Here is a 21,452-nt window from a genome sequence, read left to right on the forward strand (position 1 = left end):
ACGTCCGGCCGCGGGCACCGCCCGGGGTGCCGTCGGGGGCTGCCACGGCTAGCTGGCCGAGTCAGCTGGAAAGCAGGGCTCTGATGGCGGCGGCCACCGGGTGAGGCTGGCCCGGGTCCATGACCAGGTCGGCGGCCGCCTTGACCTGCTCGCTCGCCCAGGGCATGGCCACCCCCGTACCCGCCCACCGGAGCATCCCTTCGTCCAGGGGACTATCCCCCATGGCCACCACTTCCTCCGGGGAGATGCCGGCCCGCGCGCACAGGCGGGCCAGGGCCTCTCCCTTTTCCGCCGGTCGCGGGAGCACCTTGAGATAACAGAGATCCCCCGAACGCAGGGGTACGAAGCGAGCATCGCGCCCCGGGAATGCCTCCAGGACGGCAGCCACGGCCTCCTCGCCGAAGATGTCAAACTGGGGGACCGGCACCGGCCCGTCCCGCCGCAGCTTCCGGTACGCAGCGGGAACGGAGGGGACCACACGCACCCCCGGCGGGGGACCGTCGGGGGTGCGACCGGGGAGTCTGAGCCACACCCGCGTGTATATCTCGTCGTCCACATACAGTCCATAGAGAGCCGGGCCATCCGCCAGGAACTCCAGCAGGTCGTTCACCAGATCCGGGGGCAACACGTGCATCTCCTGCACCCGTTCGTCAGCGGGATCGACCACCTTCGCTCCGCAGTAACAGATCACCGGGTAGGTGGGCTTGACGTGGGCCACGTAATCCCGCGCCGAGAGCCATCTCCGGCCCGTGACGATGGTGATCCCGATCCCCCGCTTCCGCGCCTCCTCAAGGGCGGCCAGGTTCTCAGCGCTGATCGACCCATCCGCTCCCAGGAGGGTGTCATCCAGGTCCAAAGCAAGTAGCCGTATCAACGTAGCCCCCCTCACTCACGTTGCCCCCCCCGCACCAGCCTCCAAGGCCCTCTCGCGCCCCGTGGCAGCGCACCGTACCCGCCCGGGAAAGCAGGAAAGGCCGGTGCACAGCACCCATCATGCTCCACCAGTGGCTCCTTGTCAACATGACAGACCGCGCGCCCTGACAGACCGCGCGCGCAGAAGCCCCACACGAACAGCCCCGCGTGAATGAAGTTGCGCGCGGCGCCCTGCCCGAGGGGCCCCCCTCGATGACCCGCTCGATGATGTAAGGCGGGTAGGGCAGCCTTGGTTCTTTGAAGTAGCCCACCTGGACCTCGAGACAATGGTCCAGGGCGGCCAGGTGCAGGTCTTTCTTGCTCCCGAAATGGCGGAAAAGCAGTCCCTTCGAGATGCCGGCCTCCCTCACGATGGTGTTGGTCGAAGCCCTGGCATACCGTTCCTGAAAACTCAATGATACCTGCAGTTTCCTGGCAATATCGTTAGGCACGCCGGGCGAACAGCTTTCCCGACGATTTGCGCCGGGGATTCCCACCCCGGGACCGGGGATAGACCATCACCAGGCGGGCCGTGCGGCATGGCCGCCCGTGCCACCCGGGATAGGGGTAGCCCCCTGCCCCGGCCTCCCTCGGAGAGACGCCGACCACGTGCCCCTCGGGCACGCAGCCCCTGGGATAAACGCCTCCAGTCTGACCAGACGTGCCTCGTGCGATTCCTTACAGGTAGCACGAGGGCGGACCTGGACCGGAGCCGCTCCCCAAACCGCAAGCCCCGCCGCGCTATCGCCACCGCGCCCCGCCGCTGCATGGGCCGATAGCCCGTACCCGGAGCGCCGGTCAATCACCTGCCGCACCCGGCTCAGTTCCTCCACTAGCGGCCACCTCCACCATATCCTGTGTGTAATGATTAGATAGGCGCACACAGGCTTCCTTCCAAAACGAGAGGCCTGACAGATTATTTTGCAGGCCCCTCAGCTAATCACAACATGCATGCCTATCCTGGCAACTTTCAATTTCTCTGCGATGACACGGATTCCCGCTCCGCGATTCACCGCACACCGCCGGGTCTCTCCGTTCATCAAACTCCTGCCTGCCCAACGGGCTGAGGCCCAGCACCCCAGGGATGGCTCCCTGCCGCTCGAAATGGTCGGTGACCGGTACTTTGACTCACTCTTCCATCCGTCGGCTGCAAGTATTGCTGGGAAACGGCATAGCTTGCTGGGTATCTCGCCTGCTGCTGACAACCCCCTTTTCCGCGAACTCCCTGACAGATGCCTCCAAGTTTCTCTCGCCTGTCCGCTGGAAGCCTGCCCGGTTCGTCCAAAGGATCACCCCTTATCGCCTGGGGGCGTGGCCGCCCGGGGACCGGGCCGGGCGGGGTCCGGCACCTACAGCAGGATGTCCTTCCGCCCGTACGCAGCGCAGGTCGCGGCCAGCGCGGCAGCGTTGACTGCCAGCATGATGGCCAGGTACGCCCCGCCGATCCCACGCGGCGCTCGCCCACTTCATCGGGGTCACATACTTGAGGAACCTGAGCCTGTCGCTGATGTCCGCCCCTATCTGCAACGCGTACATGACCAGCACGAACCCGTGCGCTCCCGAGTAAACCGTCCGGTTCCTGGTCACGAACACCGAACCGAGGAATCCCAGGTTGCCGAAGGTGAGGAGCTCAACTGCTGCCCTCGCAACCTTTCGATGTCGCCCACCCGCAGGATGCGCCCTTCTTTGATGATCCCGACCCGGTGGCAGAACTTCTGCACCTCACTGAGGACGTGAGATGAGAAGAAGATGGTCACGCCGCGCCTGTTCTCCGCCCCGAGCAGGTCGAAGAAGCGCTTCTGGATGAGCGGGTCCAGGCCGCCCGTGGGTTCGTCCAGGATGAGAAGCCGGGGCGAATGGAGGAGTGCCTGCGCGATGCCCACCTTCTTCTTGTTACCGAGGGAAAGGTTCTCGATGCGGGCCTCCAGGTCCAAATCCAGCGCTTCCGCCAGTTCCCGGCCTCTCCCGGAACAGTCCTTCCCGTAGAACCTCTCCGAGTACGCGAGGAGATCCTTCACACGCATGTCGCCGTAATAGCCGACCTCGCCGGGCAGGTACCCGACCTGTCGCTTGATTTCCCTGCTCTTCTCCACGCAGTCCATTCCGAAGATCCGGGCCCTTCCCCTGGTGGGGAAAATGAAGTTCAGGAGGAGGCGGATGGTCGTGGTCTTGCCGGCGCCGTTGCAGCCGGGGATACAATCCGCAATCTTGGCCCTGGTGTTAGAGAAACAAGTGACGATTCGCCCCAGGTGAGCTAGCCGAAAGTTCTGAGCAATGTAGCTATTTCCCTGTGTTGACCTAGGGCAACAGCCGTGTTCCGCCACTCCGTGGTGCCGCCTCAGCCCATGCCCGGGATCACCGGCCACAGCCTCGGCCTGCTCAAGGAACCCGGAACTCATCGTCAAGCAAGCACCTGCCCACGCGAGAGGCAATCACCTCCTAACCTCGGCCAGCGCGGGGTCAGGGTGGGAGCTTGACTCGGGCTTGGAGTGGTTATCCCTGCCACTCTACCTCTCTGGCCCTAGCGTACTCCACCGGCAACTCGAGGGCATCAGCCCGTCCTCCGCAGCCCCGGCCGCCTCCTGGAGCAGGCTGGCCGCCTTCGCCAGGGCGCCCGGGTCATCCAACCGGGTGGCACTCTCCAGGGCCTCGAGGCCCCGGCGGATGGCCGGGACGGAAGCCAGGGCGCGGCGAAAGAGTTCCTCGGTCACGGGTATGTACGCCCGCCTTGCAAGGGGTGCTCATGTTATGCGAAGTGGTTTTCGCCCGATAGCAGGCCGCTTCCTGCCCGAAAACCGGCCGCGGAAGACCGATTTTCTTCGCCTATTGCGTATTCCACGCAGTGGTTATGCGAAGGAGCTTGTCCGCCATGCCACGCATCACCACAGCCCGGGCCTGCTCAAGGAGCACCTCGAACTAATCGAGAAGCACTGCCCACGCGCGAGGCCATGGCCTCCTACCTCGGCCAGCGCGGGTCAAGGTGGAGGAGCTGGGTTCGGAGCCATACTGGCTATCTTCGCCATCACCACCCACACCCCCTCGCCACCCGAACCCACTTCCCTGCGATCAGCAGATGGAGATGGAGGACCAACTGCACCGGGGGGGTGGCCACCGTCGTACAAATAGGGTAGGCCACATGTCCCGGGGTGGGTGAATTATTTGATGCACCCCCGGGTGAATTTCTTGACCTCTGACACCTCCCCAGTGGACGCCTACCTGCGCCTGTTCGACCGGGTGCTGATGCTGGTGTACTACCGCGTCCCCGAAAAGGCCATGCACCGCATCACCGGCACCAGCCCCACCCTCGTGAAGGAGCACCTGGAATGGCGAAGAAACACTTCCCCGACCCGGACGCCATTAAGAACTACCTGGTCGGCCGCGGCGTCAAGGTCGACGAGCTTGCTTCGCGAGCTTAGCCGTAATCCGAAACATCCGCACCAGCAGGCACCGTCAGCTTGAGCGTCATGTTGGTTTGGGGCTGAAATTCGTGCCGCGAATAGTCATAGGCATAGTTAACGAGACAGACGACTCCGCCCCAGGGAGTGCCTGGCTATTGCTGGAAGTGTCGCAGAAGCAGGATGGTGTACGCGGTAGGGGCTCTTCCGGTCGTTGAAGCTTTCGGCTCAAGGCAAACGGGCCCCCCCCATACATCAAAAGCCTTATGCACAGGCGCAAGCCGCCAGCCGGCCGAGCTCTTCCGCGCGCGCCAGGGCGCCGCGGTTCGCGGCCACCCCGCCGCGCTTGTCGGCAGCCACCGCCAGGGTCCCCACCAGCCGCATCTTCAGGAAGCGGAACGACTCTTCGAACATGCCCAGAAGATGGCGCGCCGTCCCGGGGTCGTCGTCTGCGTGGGCGCACAGCACAGCCACACGCTTGCCCTCCATGGCCTCCCTCACCGGAATGAGGGCATACCACCTGTCAAGGAACACCTTTGTCTGCGCAGAAGGACCCCACCAGTAGACCGGCGTTGCAATGACCAGGCCGGCGGCCGCCTGCAGCCTGGGATAAAGCTCCTGCATGTCGTCCTTCTGGACACAGTTGCCCCCGGCCCGGCAGCCCTCGCATGCAAGGCAGGGACGGAGGTCCATGTCGGCCAGGCAGACCTTCTCCGTGCGCGCACCCTGCCCCGCGGCACCTTCCAGAGCCCGGCTAAGAAGCAGGTCACTGTTGCCGCCTTTACGGGGCGAGCCCATCACCCCGAGGACGTACACATGCCGCATCTTTTCCCCTCCCCCCGAAACTGATACACCTCCACCGCGCGCCCGTCCTGCGCCTGTTCGACCCGGTGCTGGTGCTGGTGTACTACCGTGTCCCCGAAAAGGCCCGGACTTTTCATTGCGGCCGCAATAATTTTGCAAGCAACACAACGGGGCGCACTGTCTTCACGCCGGTCCCTTGTACTATTTGAAGTTTGCACATACCGCGCTCCGTCGCCACAAGCGAACTTTCTGCATCGCGAATGGCATCAAATACGAGCTTCCCTGTGTTCATAGGACAATGATAGTATCGCTTCTTCATCCCAAAGGTTCCGGACATCCCGCAACATCCCCGTCTATCAGGTTAACCGATAACCCTGGCACTCAACCCAAAAGCTGTGTCGGCTGATAATCTAAACCTTGATTTCGCAAATGACACGGCTGGTGATTAAGAACTTGGCACCAAGCCTCTCACATTCAAGCGTAAACTCTCCCAAGTTATGCAGCCTGCACAGATATTGAACGCTCCCCTAACCGGATCGAACGTACGCCTCGCTCTAGAACCATCGCTCCCGCACTTCCCTCTCTGGGAACCACCGCTCGATGACCACCTTGCGATCCGCAAAGAAGTCCAGGACGTCTTTGCCCTGTCCGTGCAGGTCCCCGAAGAACGAATCCTTCATCCCGGCAAAGGGATAAAACGCCATGGGTGCCACCACACCCACGTTGACCCCCACGTTCCCGCACTCCACCCGGAAGCGAAACTCCCGGGCCCAGGCCCCACTCTGGGTGTAGATGGTGGCCGCGTTGCCATAGCGGCTCGAGTTAATCAGCTCAATCGCCTCGTCCAGCGTCTCCACCCGCTTCAGGCAACGTACAGGGCCAAATATCTCCTCATCGAACACGTGCATACCAGGCTCGGCCTCAAATACCGTGGGACCCAGGAAGTAGCCGTTGGGGTAGCCGGGTACCTTAACACCCCGACCGTCAAGCAGCAGTTTCGCCCCCTCTCGGATGCCCCGGTCTATGGCCTCATGCAACTTGTGCAAGGCCTCCCGGGACACGACCGGCGCGAGGTCGGTGTCTTCGTCGAGACCGCACCCCACCTTCAGATTACTGGCCGCCTCCAGGAACTTCTCTTTCAACCGTTCGTATACAGGGCCCACTCCCACCACTACCCCGCCACTCAGGCACCTCTGCCCGCTGTTGCCGAAGCACGACTCCATGATGTTCGGGATGATGGTGTCCAGGTCGGCATCGGGCATCACCACCAGGAAGTTGTTGGCACCCCCCTGCGCCTGGCACCGCTTGCCGTGCTCGGCACACATGCGGTAAATCGCCTTTGCCCCCTCCGTGGATCCGACGAACGAAACTCCCTTCACATCGGGGTGCTCAATAAGGCAAGAGTTTACCTCCCTACCTCCGTTGACCAAGTTCACGACCCCGGGCGGGAACCCCACCTCCTCTATCAGCTCAAACAACCGCTGCTGGGTTATGGGGCACTGCCGGTTCGGTTTGATGATGTAGGTGTCCCCCAACGCCACCGCCCAGGGCATGAACCAGAACGGCACCATGCCCGGGAAATTAAAGGGAGGGATCATCGCAAAAACACCAAGCGGCACCCGGATGCTGTATTCCTCTATCCGCGGTGCGATCTGCTCCGAATAATCACCCATCATCAACGTGGGAATACCGCAGGCCACCTCCACCATCTCAATCAGCCGCCGCATCTCCCCGTAGGCCGCCCGGTACTCCTTGCCGTGCTCCAGGGTAATCACCCGGGCCAGTTCCGCCTGCTTCTCCTCCAGGAGGTGCTTAAGGCGGAAGAGGTAACGACACCTCTCCACCGCAGGAGTCGCCCGCCACTCGGGAAACGCCCTCTTGGCCGACGCCACGCACTCATCCACCTCTTCTTTGGTGGAAAAGGGGACCAGGGCAAGCACCTCGTCCGTAGCCGGGTTCCTCACCTCTTCCCACACCGAGGAACGGGACTCCACCCACTTGCCCCCCACGTAGTTGCGCAGCCGCTCCGCGCCCGCCTCGACCGCGATCCGACAACTACCCACTCTATTCCCTCCCCCGTGTCACGCTGTGCCCGGCTGACGCTTCACAGCACCCTGCAGAGCGCCAATTGGCCGGCGCACCGGTGCTGCTCGCACCGGCATGGTGCTCACCACACCATCCTCGTCCTCGGCGTGGACACAACCCCCCGCCGCCCGAACGCGTCCAGCAGGGCCTCCCACCAGCGCCCTCACGCCGGCCGAAGCCCAGGGCGTTGAGCGCTTGAACAGGCGACCAACCTGCCCGCAAAGCCAGCAGCAGGCCTCCACGTTCGAACTCTACGGCAGCCGCAGCCGTGACCTCCCACTGTCTCTGCCTCCGTGCACCTGAGGTAGCACCCACGCCGCGTATGCATCCCTGGCCCCTGGAACACCCTACCGTCCTGTCACCCGAGCAACCGCCTCACGCAGGACGGATAGGCCCTCCTCAAGCTGCTCGTCGGTGATCACCAGCGGGGGCAGGAAGCGCAGCACGTTGCCGTAGCGGCCGGCCTTGAGCAGGATCAACCCGTGTTCGTAGGCGTACTGGATGATCGCAGCCGTTTCCGCCGTGGCCGGCTCCTTCGTCTCGCGGTCCTTCACCAGTTCCATGGCCACCATGGCACCCAGGGCGCGCACGTCACCGACGAGCGGGTGGCGCGCCTGCAGGTCGCGGCAGAACTCGGCCAGCCGCTCACCCACCTGCCGACCGCGCGCCAGGATGGCAGGATCATTGATGATCTTCAGCACCTCCAGGGCCGCGGCACAGGAAAGCGGGTTGCCACCGTAGGTGCCCCCGATGCCCCCCTTGTGCACCGCATCCATGACCTCCGCCTTGCCGATCACCCCCGCCAGGGGCAGCCCGGCGGCGATGGACTTGGCCACCAGCAAGAGATCGGGCTCGATACCATCGTGCTCCACCGCGAACAGCTTCCCGGTGCGGCCGAACCCCGTCTGCACCTCGTCCGCCACAAACAGGATGCCGTACTTCTCACAGATCTCCTTCAAACCACGCAGGTACCCGGGCGGGGGCACGATGAACCCGCCTTCCCCCTGCACCGGCTCCACCACCAGGGCGGCCACGTTCCGCCCGCCCACCTTCTCCTCCAGGCCCTCCTCGAAGGCACCCAGGCAGTAAAGCCCGCAGCCGGGATGGGTCTTGCCATAGGCGCAGCGGTAGCAGTAAGCGTAGGGGAACCGGTACACCTCGGGCGCAAAGGGGCCGAAGCCGTCCTTGTAGGGCATGAGGTGGCCCGTGAGGGTCATGGTGAGCAGGGTGCGGCCGTGGAAGGCATGGTCGAAGCACACCACCGCCTGCCGTCCCGTCGCCTTGCGGGCGATCTTCACCCCGTTCTCCACCGCCTCGGCCCCGCTGTTCACGAACATGTCCTTCTTCGGCGTCGGGCCGGGCGCCACTTTGGCCAGGGCTTCCGCCAGGTCGACGTACGACTCGTATCCCACCACCATGAAGCAGGTGTGCAGGAAACGGCCCACCTGATCCCGCACTGCTTCGACTACGGGCGGCGGGCAGTGGCCGGCGTTCAGCACTCCGATACCACCCGCGAAATCGATGAGCACGTTGCCGTCCACGTCCTCGACCACGGCACCCGCCGCCCGCTCCACAAAAAGGGGAGTAGCCGCGGAAACCCCTGGGGCCACGAAGCATTCTCGCCGCCCAAGCAACTCTTTCGCCCGCGGCCCCGGGACAGCCGTGCGCAACCTGATGAGTCCCATGACGGATCCTCCTTGCATGCGCTTTGTATGCAGACCCCTTCACACCTCCTGCCGGTCGCTCACCCACGTTAGGACAAGTGTGCCCTGCGGAGCCGCGGTGAGCTTGACAGTTGCGTTCCGCTGGCCACTATCCGCTATTCCTAGTCCCGTCCGCAAGAGAACCTCTCTATGCTCGCCTCGCTCAAATCCATGTCTGGGGAACCATTGACAATCAGTTCTGCCAGAGCCTCACCTGTGGCCGGAGCGTGTGACATGGCATGAGCGTGTCCAACGGCCAAGATCAGTCCTTCTACCTGCGGCACCGTTCCTAGGATAGGCAGAGAATCAAACGTGAAAGGCACAAAATTGCTCCAACTCCGTATGATGTTCGCCCGGCGGAGGGCCGGCACCAACCGCACTGCCTTCTGCCCCATCAAAGTAAGAGCCCTGGGCAACGTCGTCTTATCGTAACCCACGAACTCGCTGGTAGTCCCGATCACCATATTGCCAGACACAGTAGGTTTAATGTAAGGGAATATGGAATCCTCGAGTTTCTCGCGCGGAAGCGCTTCTTCTGTGGGAGTTCCTCTGAGTTCCACAGCAAAAGCTAGAACCTTCTCCGGGTGTTCCGCCTCTTCCTCTGTTACTTCCCGGCCGCCCTGCAGCACGCGGTAAACCAGATCGGGCATAGGTTCTGTCACCATTGATTGCAGCCTCTGCGGCCACACCGGAACGTCCACGCCCGCGAGACGCGCAACCTGTCTCCCCCAGCAACCGGCAGCGTTGACCACCACGTCTGTCTCGATCTCCCCGCGAGTCGTCTTCACCCCGCGAACGCGTCCCCTCTCTACGCGAATACCCGCTACCTCTGTCTCAGTGTTGATTTCCGCCCCGTGCCGCTTCGCTGCCCTTGCGAACGCCAGGCTGACCAGCATGGGGTTAAGTTGCGCTTCCTCTTCGCACCAGGTCGACCCCACCACTTCCGCTGATACATTGGGTTCGAGGTGCCTCACATCCCCCGCCCAGACGAAACGTACAGGGACTCCCAGCCGCTGCTTTTCCTGCACCACCTTCTCCATAACGCGGGCCGACGCCTCACTTGTGACCAGCGTCATGCCCCCTCGTTTCTGGTATTCGATGTCAATATCGAACACCTCCTCACGAAGGTAATCATACATCGCCAGGCAACGCCGAGCCATGGTCAAATCAAGACCTGGTAGTCGGGTCTGCTGCCAAACCATGCCATAGTTGGACCCCGACGCCTGAGAAGCAATTCCCTCTCTCTCGACCAGTACCACGTCATTGATCCGCTTCGCAAGCGAATAGGCTATTGCGCAGCCGACTACTCCTCCACCAATGATTACCACGTTAGCCGTCCTCTTCATAGCTCATCATCTCCCCGGCAAATAACGTCCAACGGTAAGGGCCGCAAGGGAGGGCGAGTGGTCGCCGGGAGAATTTCCTCCAACGGCTTACCGGTCTTCTCCGCAATTATCGCCGATACCAGGCGCCGGCACGTTCTGCCCTGACACAGGCCCATACCAGCACGTGTCAGCCGCTTGACGGCATCAACGGTAGTCGCTCCGTCCTCTACAGCCCTCTCTATCATCTGCCGTGTGACCTCCTCGCAGCGACACACGTAGTGATCGTCCGGAGGCAAGACGGCAACTGCACGCACCACATCCTCGAGGCCTCTCGGAACCGCAACATACACCACGGCGGTGCGGTCATACGCCCCGCGGAGTCTGACCTCCGTTACCGTACCTACGCCCACTTCCCGCCCGCACCGATCCAAAAGGCGCACGCGCTCACCGGCCACCGGCATGGGCAGCATTTCATGAGGCAGGCCCACCAGGGCGCAATCCTCTGAATAGCAAGAGTCGACGAGGAAGATGGCCAGCCCCGGGCAGGCTGGTATACACTCACCGCACCCCTGACAAAGTTCCTCATCCAGCACGGGGATGCTCGCTATCGAGCCTTCTTTCCTTATGGCGCCATGAGGGCAAGCCTCCACGCACGGATCGCAGGGTATTTCTTGCGGACATTCGATCACGGCGTGCGGCTGCGACTTTGGTATCCCCACTGCATGTTCAGGTCCCCCGGTCTTCATGCTCCCACCACCTGATCATGGATCCACTGCTTGGCATGTTGACGTTTCTCCCCAAAAGGACCCCGCCGGAGGTCTTCCAATCGCCGCGCGATCTCCGCTTGCGCCCGCTGACCACGCTCGAGGTCTGTTCGGCCCAGCGACATGGCCACCGAAACGCCGGCCAAACGTCCCTCCTCCAAAGCAACGCTGGCTTCTTCTACGCCGGAGGCATCTCCTGCCACGTAAACTCCCCGGACTGACGTTTGCATGTCCGGGCCGTGCACCGGCACAAAACCCCCCAGGATGGGACTGTAAGTGAACTTGCAACCGGCCAGCCAGGCCAATTCGGCCAAGGGACTCAGCCCGGTTGCCACGCAAACCAGATCCACGGCGAGGTCTTCTTCCGACCCTGGTATCGGGGACCCATTGTCGTCCAACCTTACTAAAGTGACTCCCTTCGTGCGACCATCCCCCCAAGCTCGCCGCACGGTCGTGCGAAGAAGGATAGGCACGCCGTAACGGCGGATTTTCGCGGCATGAACCTCGTAGCCGCCAACGGCCGCAGCCGATTCCACTACAGTCACCGCACGCACTCCCGCCTGTAACAACTGGCAACTCACGATGAGGCCCACATTGCCTGACCCTACCATGAGAACCCGCCTTCCCGGCAATACGCGATGGACGTTTAGCAACGTCTGGACCGCGCCAGCGCCCATGACCCCCGGAAGCGTCCAACCCGGAAAAGCGAGGGCGTTCTCCGAGGCACCGGTGGCAATCGCCACCCTATCTGCCGAAAGCCTTCCCAAGAGCCCTCGAGCCTGATCCCACACCCAGAGCTCGAAACCTCCTTCTTCCCCCAGCCGCAAACCGACTGCGGCGTGGCGCAGCAGAACCCGAATTCCCAGGCGGGAAGCCTCGGCAAGCAATTCTTCGCCGATCTCGAAACCTCGACGACCAGCCCAGTGTTCCGCCGACCCGAAGAACTTGTGGATCTGCTTGAATAGCTGGCCCCCCGGCCGGTCATTCTCGTCTACCACGACCGTGTGCACTCCGGCTCGTGCAGCCTCGATGGCACATGCCAGCCCGGCGGGACCCGCCCCTACCACTGCCAATTCAGCCTTCAGCATGTTTCATTTCTCCCCTTCCGACCTGGGTCTCCACCCCCATCCCTTCCTCCACAGGCGTGATACAGGTCCGTACGTTGGGAATACCGTTCACTACCATCACGCAATCGGTGCACCGGCCGATCATGCAAAAAGGACCACGGGGTTCACCTGCCTTCCGGCTGCAGTGAGACTCCCACACTCCCGCCGCCACGAGGGCAGCAGCGATCGGCTCTCCTTCTCTTGCCATGATGGGACGCCCATTGAATAGGAGCTTCACTTCGCGCACGGAAGGGAGCGGCCCCAGTATAGGGTGGTCATGAATCCTCACGCTCTTCACCTCCCCGTCCACCATGTAGCCGGGCTAGGAAGCCAGCGAAATCCTGTCTGTTCCCGCACACGTAGTCATGCAAAAGGTCCCCTTCCCCTGCAGCTTCCTCAGAGGTTACCAGCGCCCCATGAAGGCAGTATTCAAGACAGGCCGGTGACCCACCGCAAAGGTCACATTTCTCGGGTATGTTGCGCTCGTAGTCCCAAGTTATGGCCCCTATAGGGCAGGCGGAAACACAGGCCTGACACCCCGCACAATCCTCGTCGATGACCACTGCACCCGTGTCCGGCTGCCGCGATATACATTCTGCGGGACAAGCCCGAGCGCAGTACATATCGCCGCAATGTTGGCAGAAGACTGGCACATCCAATCCTGGCTCCGGGTAACCGCTGAAGACCCGGATCCGACTCTTAAGGGGCCGGAACCGCTTTTCGTGCTGAAACACGCAAGCGAGTTCGCAAGCACGACAGCCAACGCACTTCCGGGCGTCCGCCCGCAGTATCAACGCCATTTTCGGCTTCCCTCCTCACCACCCGACTCCGCCCTTAATAGCAGGCAGCAGCAACACAATATCACCGTGCTGCAGCCGCCTACTAAGCCCTCCATGCGTCGTCACGTTCCTCCCATTCACCAAGACCAACACGCCCGCCTTGAGTTTCCCGGCTGCCGGGTCGCCCAGGAAAGCACGAAACCCCTCAGCATACTGCCCCACCAGGAGTTCCAGTAGATCCCAAACCATGGTTCCGTCCGGCAGGCGAAGAATATCCCCGTCCCTGCCCGAAGCGTCCCGGAAAACCGCAAAGTACTTGACCCTTACTTCCACTGCCCCTACACCACTACATCTGCCAGCAGTTCCGCCAATCCGAGTTCCTCTGCCCGTGCCCGTAACGGTCGTCCCTCTTCGTCCCAACCCCTGAGACGGTAGAAATCGGATAGCATCTGCTCGAATCCATTCTGCGACAACCTATGCCCGGCGGCTGGCCCACTTTCCAGCGGATCGCAGAAGACGCGCTCAGGCAAGGTGTCGTCCTTGCGCGTAAAGCCCTCGCGGACGTTAAATGCCCGTGCGGTCATGGTGTGTTTCTTAGCCACGTGAGAGGTGCGGTTGCCTATTCTCACGATGAACTCTTCCATCAGCGAAGGCCACCTCGCGTTTACCACCGGCGTCACCACCATGCCTGTCAGCGCGCTAACGGCCTCCGCGTGCTCAGGGACCACGCCCATCATGTCGCAAATGACAAGGGAGTCCATCACGAGCTTGCGTTGTTCCAGAACTGCGGCTGCCTCCGCCTTACCCTCGGTAGCGAGTGGAGGCAAGTCCCCGTAAACCTCCAGTCTGGGTGTCCACGCCCTGAGGTGGCAGGCACCTCGATCGGAGATCGCGTAAGCCAGAGCCATACCTGCTGTTGCCCGAGGCTCGTAGCCAGGCATTTCGAGACCCTTCACATGCATGGCGAAGGCGTACGCCTCGGGAATATCCCACGCCTGTGCAAGTCGCTTCACGCCCTGGGACAGAAGATAACCCACGCCTTGGCGCAAGCCCATGAGGCGGATGGCTTCCAGCATGGCCTCCGCGTCCCCGAACCTCAGGTCAAGTCCTGCCAGGTCAGCCTTGGTCACGAGTCCGCGCTCGTAGCACTCCATGGCAAAGGCAATTGTCACACCGGTCGAGATGGTGTCCAGACCGAGGTCGTCACACAACTGGTTAGCCCTGGCGATAGCCTCGATGCTGGATACACCACAGTTCGACCCCAAAGCGAAGATAGTCTCGTATTCCGGCCCTACCACCGCCCCGGCGTACGGACCGCTTTCGACTCGGACAAACTTACCGCAGGCCACTGTGCACGCTTGGCAACCACGGTTCCTGACGAATATCCGCTCCCTCATGGCCTGACCGGATATACAATCAATGCTGTCAAAACGACCATCCGAGAAATTGCGGGTGGGCAGCATTCCCTGCTCGTTTAGGACGTCGGTAAACATGGTGGTGCCGAAACGGACCAGCGAATCCGTCCACGCGTCGCCCCCGAGCCGGAGATCCCTGAGCCTTTGGAATAGCTTCCCGCAGGCGTCTTCGAACCGAGCCGGCTTTGCCACGTGGACGGGCTTGGTGCCGCTGACCGCCACCGCTTTCAAGTTCTTGGAGCCCATTACTGCCCCGAGTCCGCCTCGGCCGGCCTGCCGATACAGGTCATGGCTGATATTGGCGAGAGGCGAAAGCCTTTCTCCGGCTGGCCCGATAACGGCCACTTGGTATCGGATGCCCAAACGCTCCTTGATTTTCTTCTCTGCCTCCCACGCCCCCAATCCCCACAGGTCACGAGCGGGCATGAATTCCACGCGATCATCGGTGATCACGAGTACAGAGGGTTCAGGGCATTTATCCTTAATCACTACGGCATCGTAACCGGCGTACTTGATAGCAGACGCTAGGAATCCCCCCACCGTGCAATCGCAGTAAGCTCCTGTAGCCGGAGATTTCGTCACGAGCACGCATTTTGCGGCCAGCGGAACCAGGGTACCGTTGACGGGACCCGTCACGAAAATCAGCGGATTCTGCTCCCCAAGGGGATCGACCTGGGGAACAGTTTCTTCGTAAAGCAAGCGGCTTCCCAAAGCGCGACCACCCAACAGGAGGGCACGCTCTTCACGCAAGGGAACGGCCCGTACATCCTGAGTACCCAGGTGTACATGCAAGACTTTCCCGGCGAATCCGCCGTACACGCTCCCACCCTCCCTCGACCATCGAGCGGGGATCCAACAAATCCGGTCGCTCACCCTTCCACCCGCCCGGTTTCCGCCGGATCCCCGCTCATCCCGTAGGCTCAATCCATCACCGATAGTCGCCCAGACCCGACCGCTTCAACCCGCCAAACCAAGGGCCGCCGGCAAGTAGTAAAAGACGTACAAACCGATTACCAGCACGATCCCCACGGCAACGCCGGCCAGATAATAATTCCGTGTGGTAATCCACTGGCTGGCCGAAACCGACTCAACGGGAGCGAGGAGACCTCGCCTGTAGTCCATCTCCTCAGGTGTAGGCCGGGTCAGCAAAGACCCCGCTACCATTCCGACCGCGCTCAGGACAATGCCCACGAGGGTGGGGTCGAGGTAAATGGGAAGGCTTAACCGACCAAAAGATTTCAAGGCCTGCATCACCACCACGCCTGAGGACCCCAGAAGCACGGAAGCGATAGCACCCGCTCGGGTCACCCGCGGCCAGTGGACGCTCGCGAAGGCCAAGAGTCCCCAAGATGCGGCGAAGAGGGTTGCCGCAAAATAAGCGATCCAGAGGATAGCGGGGGGCGGGGAAAGGGTCAGCAGCATAGCTATCAACGCCACAACGCCCATGCAAATGCGCGACACACGAAGTACGAAGCGCTCCTCTGCCGGTTGCCCCCGACGAACGAACGGCAGAATATCGTACGCCAGTGAGAAACCGACCAGGGAGAGGAAGGTGGAACAGGAAGATAGTCCCGCAGCGAAGATGGCACAGATGGTCAACACGCCCAGCCAGGTTGGTACCACGCTCGGGTTCATGCTCGCCCAAATGAGAACCCTTTCAAAAGGCTTGACGTTTGGGTTAATGACAGCTACGGATGCAGCTCCGAACTGCAGAACAAGATACATCACGCTGAACGCGAGCATAGCAACGATCCCAGAGCGCAGGACAACATGTTCACTGGCTGCCATCTGGTAACGGCTAGCCTGCCACGGGCTCGTTCCCACTACTAGAAACCAAATTACTCCTATCAGGAACGCCCACACCAAAGCGTCGGACGGGTTAGCCCAAATTGCCCCTTCTCCAGTTAACCCATGCCACTTGAGGATATCGGGGCGAGCAGGTAGCCTAGACAGGCTTTCCACCGCGCTGTGCCATCCACCGGCCGCCGACAGGATAAACGGAACCACTAGCAACGCCGCCAGCGTGAATGCGAGGAACATTATGGTATCAGTAATGATGACACCGCGAGAGCCAGCGTAAAACGTAAATGAGCCATAAACTACGAATGCTATGACGAGAGCCCACCGATACGGTATGCCGAGAAGCTCACTCAAGAGGAGCCCCAAGCCCTGATTGACCGCAACGAGGTAACAGCCGATACCCACCACCGTGATCGTTCCCATTATTATCCGAAGCAACGGGGAGTTGAAGCGCTTGCCGAAATACTCGGGCACCGTTAAGGCCTGCGACCTCCGCAGGTAGCGACCAAAGTAGATGGAACCAACGGGGTAACCTGCCCCGGACATGATAGCTAACGTCAGCAGCGGAAGCAGGTACCCTTGGTATGAAAAACCAACCTCGCCCATGAAGCAAACTGTGCTAAGGTAGGACGCAACCAGCGTACCCACCACCAGGATGGTAGGAGCAGCCCTACCCGAAACATAGTAGTCGCTGAGCGTTTTCACCCGCGCGCCGGCATAGTTTCCCACCGCCACGTATAGAGCGAAGCTGACGAATACCCCCACCGCAAAGCTCCAAGGACCAGTCATCGTCTATCACCTCCGGTGTGGACCCCAGGGCCTTTCGCTAGGGCCCTTGAGCACGAAATCAAACCGACCAGCGATGCCAGAATGACCAAACCCCCGTAAAAGATCGGGAACAAAGCCTCAGGCACCATCACCCGTCACCTCCCTCAGTTTTCCATAATCCGTGTGCCGCCTCGCATTGAAAGCCTGCTCGAATCACAAACACTTTACCAGCCTCCCCACCATGTAGCTGTACGAAGCGCATGCCACCTCCTCCCATTAACCTGAGTTTCGCCAATAGCTGAATCCGGACTTGGAAAGGGCCACAGAAGGCCATTCTTCAGGCAGGCAAGTGTGGCGAAGGATTAACTCCCGGCCTCGACATAGTGAAGCAACCAGGCACAGTACATCGGTCATCTTACCTCCGCAATACTCTCTCGGATGCTAAGTCCCCGAGTGGCAAGGGCAGCGCTGAAATCATCGCAATCCAATGCCCTGTCGGGCGCGTGAACGCCCGGCGGCACCTCCCCTCGTGCCACAAAAACTGCGCCAAGCGCGGCGGGGACTCCCGTCCACACCGCTGTGGCGCGCAAATTCCACTCGGGGCGCGATGGCACCGCAATCTCGTAAATCCGTCGAACCTCGCGGCCCCCCTCCTCCCCCCTAACGTCCACCCGGAAGGCCTTGTATTCCGTAAGGTCCGTGGGCTCAGGGAGGCGGCTCAGATAAGTGTACAGGAACTCCTTCGGGCTTACCCACACTCCTTTGATCTCAACCGACTCAGAACTCAGCAGGCCCAGATCCCTCAAAACATCAGCAACGGCGACGAGGTGAGGAGAAAACGCCACGCGAAACGTAACATCTGTTATCCCCGGGATATTAGGGAGCGTCGCCAGTTCAGAATGGATGGCGTAGAAACCCTCAACTTCCCCCACCGGATCAGGAAGAACATATCTCTCCCGACCCGAAAATGGTTCCACTTCACACAGGCGCCCCCGCAGCATAATTACAGGCTTGAGAGTCAACTCATCAATTATGGTCCGGGCGGCGTACGCGAACCCCTTTCCCCCCCGGGCACCCGTCCGGATGTGGATCCCCCGAATCCGATCCATCCGCTTGAGCGCCATGCCCACGCAGACGTTGGTCATGCCCGGGCTTGCACCCATGCCCAGCACTGCAGAAAGACCGGCTGCCTCGAACTGTTGATGGAGCGCCAACTGTTTCTTGGTTACATGATAAAGCCCACCCAGATCAACGTAATGGCAGTTTGCCCTCAGGCACGCCTCCATCACGCCGACGTTGAACTCGTACCAGGTGCAGTTTACTGTCACGGTGGCTCCGCGAAGAGCGGCCTCAAGAGACGGCGCATCATTGACATCGACTCTGCAGGCGACTAGTTTGTCGCTCCCAATCTGGTTGATGAGGGCCCGAGCCGCATCCAACCTTACATCAGCTATGACTATCTTTTCGACTTCGGGGTGGTCTACCAATTCACGCACGGCCGCCTTACCCATGGCGCCCGCCCCGCCAACCACAACTATTACCATCTCTCATTCCCTCCCAGCTTGATCCAACTGCCAGCCCTCGCCAGTTATCGTGGCAGCAAAAACCGTGCCAAGGGCTCTCCGGCGCGCCACCCTAACCACGGCACGATAGGCCCTTCCGTATACCTATTCTCACGGCAACCAAACAGAGGTTGGCAATATGAAGCCAATGCACCTCTCCATCGGCACCGAGGGCAGGATGAACGCGCTAAGTTACTTGTTACCGTTCACGGCAAGAAAGAATGGACAATGCACTTTCCCATCAAGCTCGATGCATCAGTGCATCGCAGTTAGACCATGCTGGTTATTTGTGTCTCGATCTTCGGAGTTGTGGCGCCGCTCGGCCGAAGTACTTTTGGTACTTCCGCACAACAGTAGACTGGTCAACGCCTAGCAACCGCGCCGCTTCATAAGTACTGCGAGTGCACTCAACAGCTTTCTCAAGGAGCTGGCGTTCCAGGCAAGAAATTGCCTCACGGAGGGGAACCAATCCTTTGACCACAACGGTACCGCCGTTATGGCTACCTGCCTGGGTACCGAGAAACTGTGGGGGCAGACTTTCGGGTCCAATAACATCACCGGACACAGTCACGGCCAGCCTTTCTACTACGTTCTCGAGTTCCCGGACGTTTCCCGGCCAGTGGTAGTCCAAAGACGCCTGGATTGTCTCTTCCGCAAACCGCTTGTTCTTACCGTATCGCGTGTTGAACCGCTCGAGAAAATGGCAGGCAAGATCAGGGATATCTTCCTGTCTTTCCCGCAACGGCGGTATCCTCACCAAAATCACGTTAAGGCGGTAAAACAGATCCTCCCGGAACTGACCACTACGCACCATCGCCTCAAGATCCCGGTTTGTTGCTGCCATAATGCGGGCATCTACCGGGATTGGCCGCCCGCCGCCCAGACGCATGATCTTTCGGTCTTGCAATACCTGCAAGAGCTTCACCTGTAACCGAATGGGCAATTCCGCCACCTCATCTAGGAAAATTGTGCCCCCAGTTCCCAGTTCGAACAGCCCGGGTTTGCTCCGGGTCGCCCCGGTAAATGCACCCGGCTCGTAACCGAAGAGTTCTGACTCCAACAGTTGGTCTGGTATCGCCCCGCAGTTTATGGCCAGGAAAGGCTTTCCCTTGCGCGCGCTGAAGTTGTGGACCATCTTAGCGAAAACTTCCTTCCCTACGCCAGACTCGCCTAGCACCAAGACGGTCGAATCCACCTGCGCAAGCCTCTGGGCCAGGTCCACCAGTTCTTGCATGGCGCGACTCCTCGCGACAACCCCATCGACACGGCTTTGGACAGCCCGCACCCGGGCAAGCTCTTCGTCATAACGGCTTAAAAGGGCTTTAGCCTCTTCCAATTCCTTACGCAAGGTGACCAACTCGGTCACATCGCGGGAAGCTGTAACCACCCACTTGAGCGCCCCATTCGGACCAAAAACCGGAACACCGACCGCCAAGTGCTTCTTTCCGCTCCGAGTATCTTGTACGACCGATTCTCTCTTGAGGTTCTTTAACACCTTCACAGTAACGGATGGATAGAACAACTTCTCCTCCTCCAACTCCCTGACGTGCCTGCCGATAACTTCGCTTTCGTTCACCCCGCAACTGTCACAAAATGCGCGGCTCACCCTGACGGTTCTTCCCTCGCCATCGGCAATGAAGACAGACCCCATGCCCGAGTCCAGAATAGCTCTCAACTGTTCCTCGACTTCAGTGCACTGCTCTCTCACCGCGTTGAGGGCATCGCCGATTGTGACTACACCAAGGCATCTTCCGCCTTCTCTAACCACCGCCCACAGCGGGCCGCAACCATGCACCTCCAGGCGCCCCGCGCGCAACGACGCCGTCTCTACAGGATCCAGCGCCAACTGCTCGACCGAGCAAGCCAACGACACCCCAGCGTGGACGGCAGCTAACAAGGAATGGACGGTGGCAGTACCAATGGGTTTATCGAATTCATCCAGCACCACTACTCCTGGCAAGCGCGTCTTCACCAACAAATCAAGCGCAGCCTCAAGAGTTGTGTCCCGACGGACCAAGCCCTCTGAACGCCAGCAAACCCTCACCCCATCCCGCAAATCACCCCTTGGCCTTTTGAGCTCAGCGTCCTCAATTAGGGTTCTTCCTCGCCCGCTCCTCACCTTTTCGCGCCGTCTGTAAAAGTTTGATATTCCCTGCGCATTCCACCGAATTCGACCAGGGTGCTATGTGACGACTACGATCTCATCTGGTGCCGACCACCGTTCCACTTGACCTCGACCAGAGTTCCCCGCGATGGCGCCAGTCGGACCCAGGCAACGCTGGTAGGTGGTCACGAATCGTTTCGTCGGCTTCTAGTTGATAGTGCTTCACGCTTCTGGTCAATAATTCCCCCCTTATCGTGTCTGCGTTGTGAACGAGCTGAGGGTGGCATCGCCACGGTCACGGTGGGGTCGGGGATGGTGGCGCGCCAGTGGTCGATGGGACTCTGGCTGACCACTACCGTTGACCGCGTCCCTGGACGGTCGCCGATCACCTCAGTATGTCCAGGCAATCCGGACCTCCCAGCGGTCTGACACCCCAGTCGTCCAGCACGAGCGCGTCGGCTTTCACCAGCTTGGGCATGGCACTCCGAACTAAACCACCTCACCCGAGGAGTTCGGTGGTCTTCTACGTCCTGCGGCAGGGAATGACCCCCGAAGAACTCGTCCGCGAATTCCCCCGCCTGACGCTGGCCCAGGTCTATGACGCCCTCTCGTACTACTACGACCACAAGGAAGAAATCGACCAGGAAATGCGCGCAAATACGGCGCGCCTTCAGCCTCTGACTCGCAGGAAGGAAACTGATGGCTGCCATCCGGCTTTACCCCGACGAAGATGTCCGCCCACTGCTGGCTGCAGTACTGCGCGATCGCGGGTACGATGTCCTGACCACTGCAGAGGCCGGCATGGTCGGCAGGTCCGACGCAGAATACTCCCGCACAGGGCGGTCCCACGCCGGGATCATCCTCTCCAGAAAATCGGTAAGCGTCAAACTGTACCCACCTGGTGTGCTGCTCGGCGGTGAAGGATAATCT

The 21,452-nt window shown here is 60.9% G+C and carries 16 protein-coding genes and 1 pseudogene; 1 reads left to right on the top strand and 16 read right to left on the bottom strand.

The genetic code is table 11. The features are described 5' to 3' along the window. Nucleotides 1-61 precede the first annotated feature (61 nt). The 4 genes and pseudogenes from QME70_09995 to QME70_10010 form a co-directional block, all read right to left on the bottom strand. Entirely contained in the window at nucleotides 62-889 is an 828-nt protein-coding gene (locus QME70_09995) for an HAD hydrolase family protein (GenBank protein ID MDI6894918.1), read from the bottom strand. Further along, entirely contained in the window at nucleotides 843-1,364 is a 522-nt protein-coding gene (locus QME70_10000) for a TetR/AcrR family transcriptional regulator (protein MDI6894919.1), read from the bottom strand. The genes QME70_09995 and QME70_10000 overlap by 47 nt, the downstream gene beginning before the upstream one ends. Nucleotides 1,365-2,576: 1,212 nt before the next feature. Further along, a pseudogene (locus QME70_10005) lies at nucleotides 2,577-3,107 on the bottom strand (ABC transporter ATP-binding protein). 312 nt (nucleotides 3,108-3,419) lie between these two features. After that, nucleotides 3,420-3,623: a hypothetical protein gene (locus tag QME70_10010; GenBank protein MDI6894920.1), complete on the bottom strand. Its 204-nt coding sequence runs from the start codon at nucleotides 3,621-3,623 to the stop codon at nucleotides 3,420-3,422. Nucleotides 3,624-4,095: 472 nt separating this feature from the next. Here QME70_10010 and QME70_10015 point away from each other — a divergent pair, with 472 nt between their 5' ends. Further along, nucleotides 4,096-4,371: a hypothetical protein gene (locus QME70_10015; GenBank protein MDI6894921.1), complete on the top strand. Its 276-nt coding sequence runs from the start codon at nucleotides 4,096-4,098 to the stop codon at nucleotides 4,369-4,371. 200 nt (nucleotides 4,372-4,571) lie between these two features. Here the strand turns inward: QME70_10015 and QME70_10020 are convergent, their stop codons facing one another. From QME70_10020 to QME70_10075, 12 genes are all read right to left on the bottom strand, one after another. Then, entirely contained in the window at nucleotides 4,572-5,132 is a 561-nt protein-coding gene (locus tag QME70_10020) for an NAD(P)H-dependent oxidoreductase (GenBank protein MDI6894922.1), read from the bottom strand. A 533-nt stretch (nucleotides 5,133-5,665) separates the two neighbouring features. Further along, nucleotides 5,666-7,174, bottom strand: a complete 1,509-nt coding sequence (locus QME70_10025; GenBank protein ID MDI6894923.1) for a CoA-acylating methylmalonate-semialdehyde dehydrogenase — start codon at nucleotides 7,172-7,174, stop codon at nucleotides 5,666-5,668. 369 nt (nucleotides 7,175-7,543) lie between these two features. Continuing rightward, nucleotides 7,544-8,881: a 4-aminobutyrate--2-oxoglutarate transaminase gene (gene gabT, locus QME70_10030; GenBank protein ID MDI6894924.1), complete on the bottom strand. Its 1,338-nt coding sequence runs from the start codon at nucleotides 8,879-8,881 to the stop codon at nucleotides 7,544-7,546. Nucleotides 8,882-9,021: 140 nt separating this feature from the next. Beyond that, the gene (locus tag QME70_10035) at nucleotides 9,022-10,245 is read right to left on the bottom strand and encodes an FAD-binding oxidoreductase (protein MDI6894925.1); all 1,224 of its coding nucleotides are present in this window, start codon (nucleotides 10,243-10,245) and stop codon (nucleotides 9,022-9,024) included. Further along, nucleotides 10,242-10,970 carry a (2Fe-2S)-binding protein gene (locus tag QME70_10040; GenBank protein ID MDI6894926.1) on the bottom strand — a complete coding sequence of 243 codons (729 nt, stop codon included), beginning with the start codon at nucleotides 10,968-10,970 and terminating at the stop codon, nucleotides 10,242-10,244. The genes QME70_10035 and QME70_10040 overlap by 4 nt, the downstream gene beginning before the upstream one ends. After that, a complete protein-coding gene (locus tag QME70_10045) occupies nucleotides 10,967-12,076 on the bottom strand; it encodes an NAD(P)/FAD-dependent oxidoreductase (GenBank protein ID MDI6894927.1) in 1,110 nt (369 codons plus the stop codon). The genes QME70_10040 and QME70_10045 overlap by 4 nt, the downstream gene beginning before the upstream one ends. Then, nucleotides 12,063-12,383 carry a (2Fe-2S)-binding protein gene (locus tag QME70_10050; GenBank protein MDI6894928.1) on the bottom strand — a complete coding sequence of 107 codons (321 nt, stop codon included), beginning with the start codon at nucleotides 12,381-12,383 and terminating at the stop codon, nucleotides 12,063-12,065. The genes QME70_10045 and QME70_10050 overlap by 14 nt, the downstream gene beginning before the upstream one ends. A gap of 526 nt (nucleotides 12,384-12,909) precedes the next feature. Continuing rightward, on the bottom strand, nucleotides 12,910-13,206 hold the full coding sequence (locus QME70_10055) for a MoaD family protein (protein ID MDI6894929.1): 297 nt from the start codon (nucleotides 13,204-13,206) through the stop codon (nucleotides 12,910-12,912). 5 nt (nucleotides 13,207-13,211) lie between these two features. Further along, nucleotides 13,212-15,107 carry an aldehyde ferredoxin oxidoreductase family protein gene (locus QME70_10060; GenBank protein MDI6894930.1) on the bottom strand — a complete coding sequence of 632 codons (1,896 nt, stop codon included), beginning with the start codon at nucleotides 15,105-15,107 and terminating at the stop codon, nucleotides 13,212-13,214. A gap of 138 nt (nucleotides 15,108-15,245) precedes the next feature. Continuing rightward, the gene (locus QME70_10065) at nucleotides 15,246-16,877 is read right to left on the bottom strand and encodes a sodium:solute symporter family protein (GenBank protein ID MDI6894931.1); all 1,632 of its coding nucleotides are present in this window, start codon (nucleotides 16,875-16,877) and stop codon (nucleotides 15,246-15,248) included. A 389-nt stretch (nucleotides 16,878-17,266) separates the two neighbouring features. Next, entirely contained in the window at nucleotides 17,267-18,400 is a 1,134-nt protein-coding gene (locus tag QME70_10070) for a saccharopine dehydrogenase NADP-binding domain-containing protein (protein MDI6894932.1), read from the bottom strand. 301 nt (nucleotides 18,401-18,701) lie between these two features. Then, nucleotides 18,702-20,462, bottom strand: coding sequence for a sigma 54-interacting transcriptional regulator (locus tag QME70_10075; protein MDI6894933.1), 1,761 nt, complete (start codon nucleotides 20,460-20,462; stop codon nucleotides 18,702-18,704). Nucleotides 20,463-21,452: the final 990 nt, after the last annotated feature.

It is taken from the genome of Bacillota bacterium (assembly GCA_030019365.1).
Taxonomy (GTDB): domain Bacteria; phylum Bacillota; class Sulfobacillia; order JACIYH01; family JACIYH01; genus JACIYH01.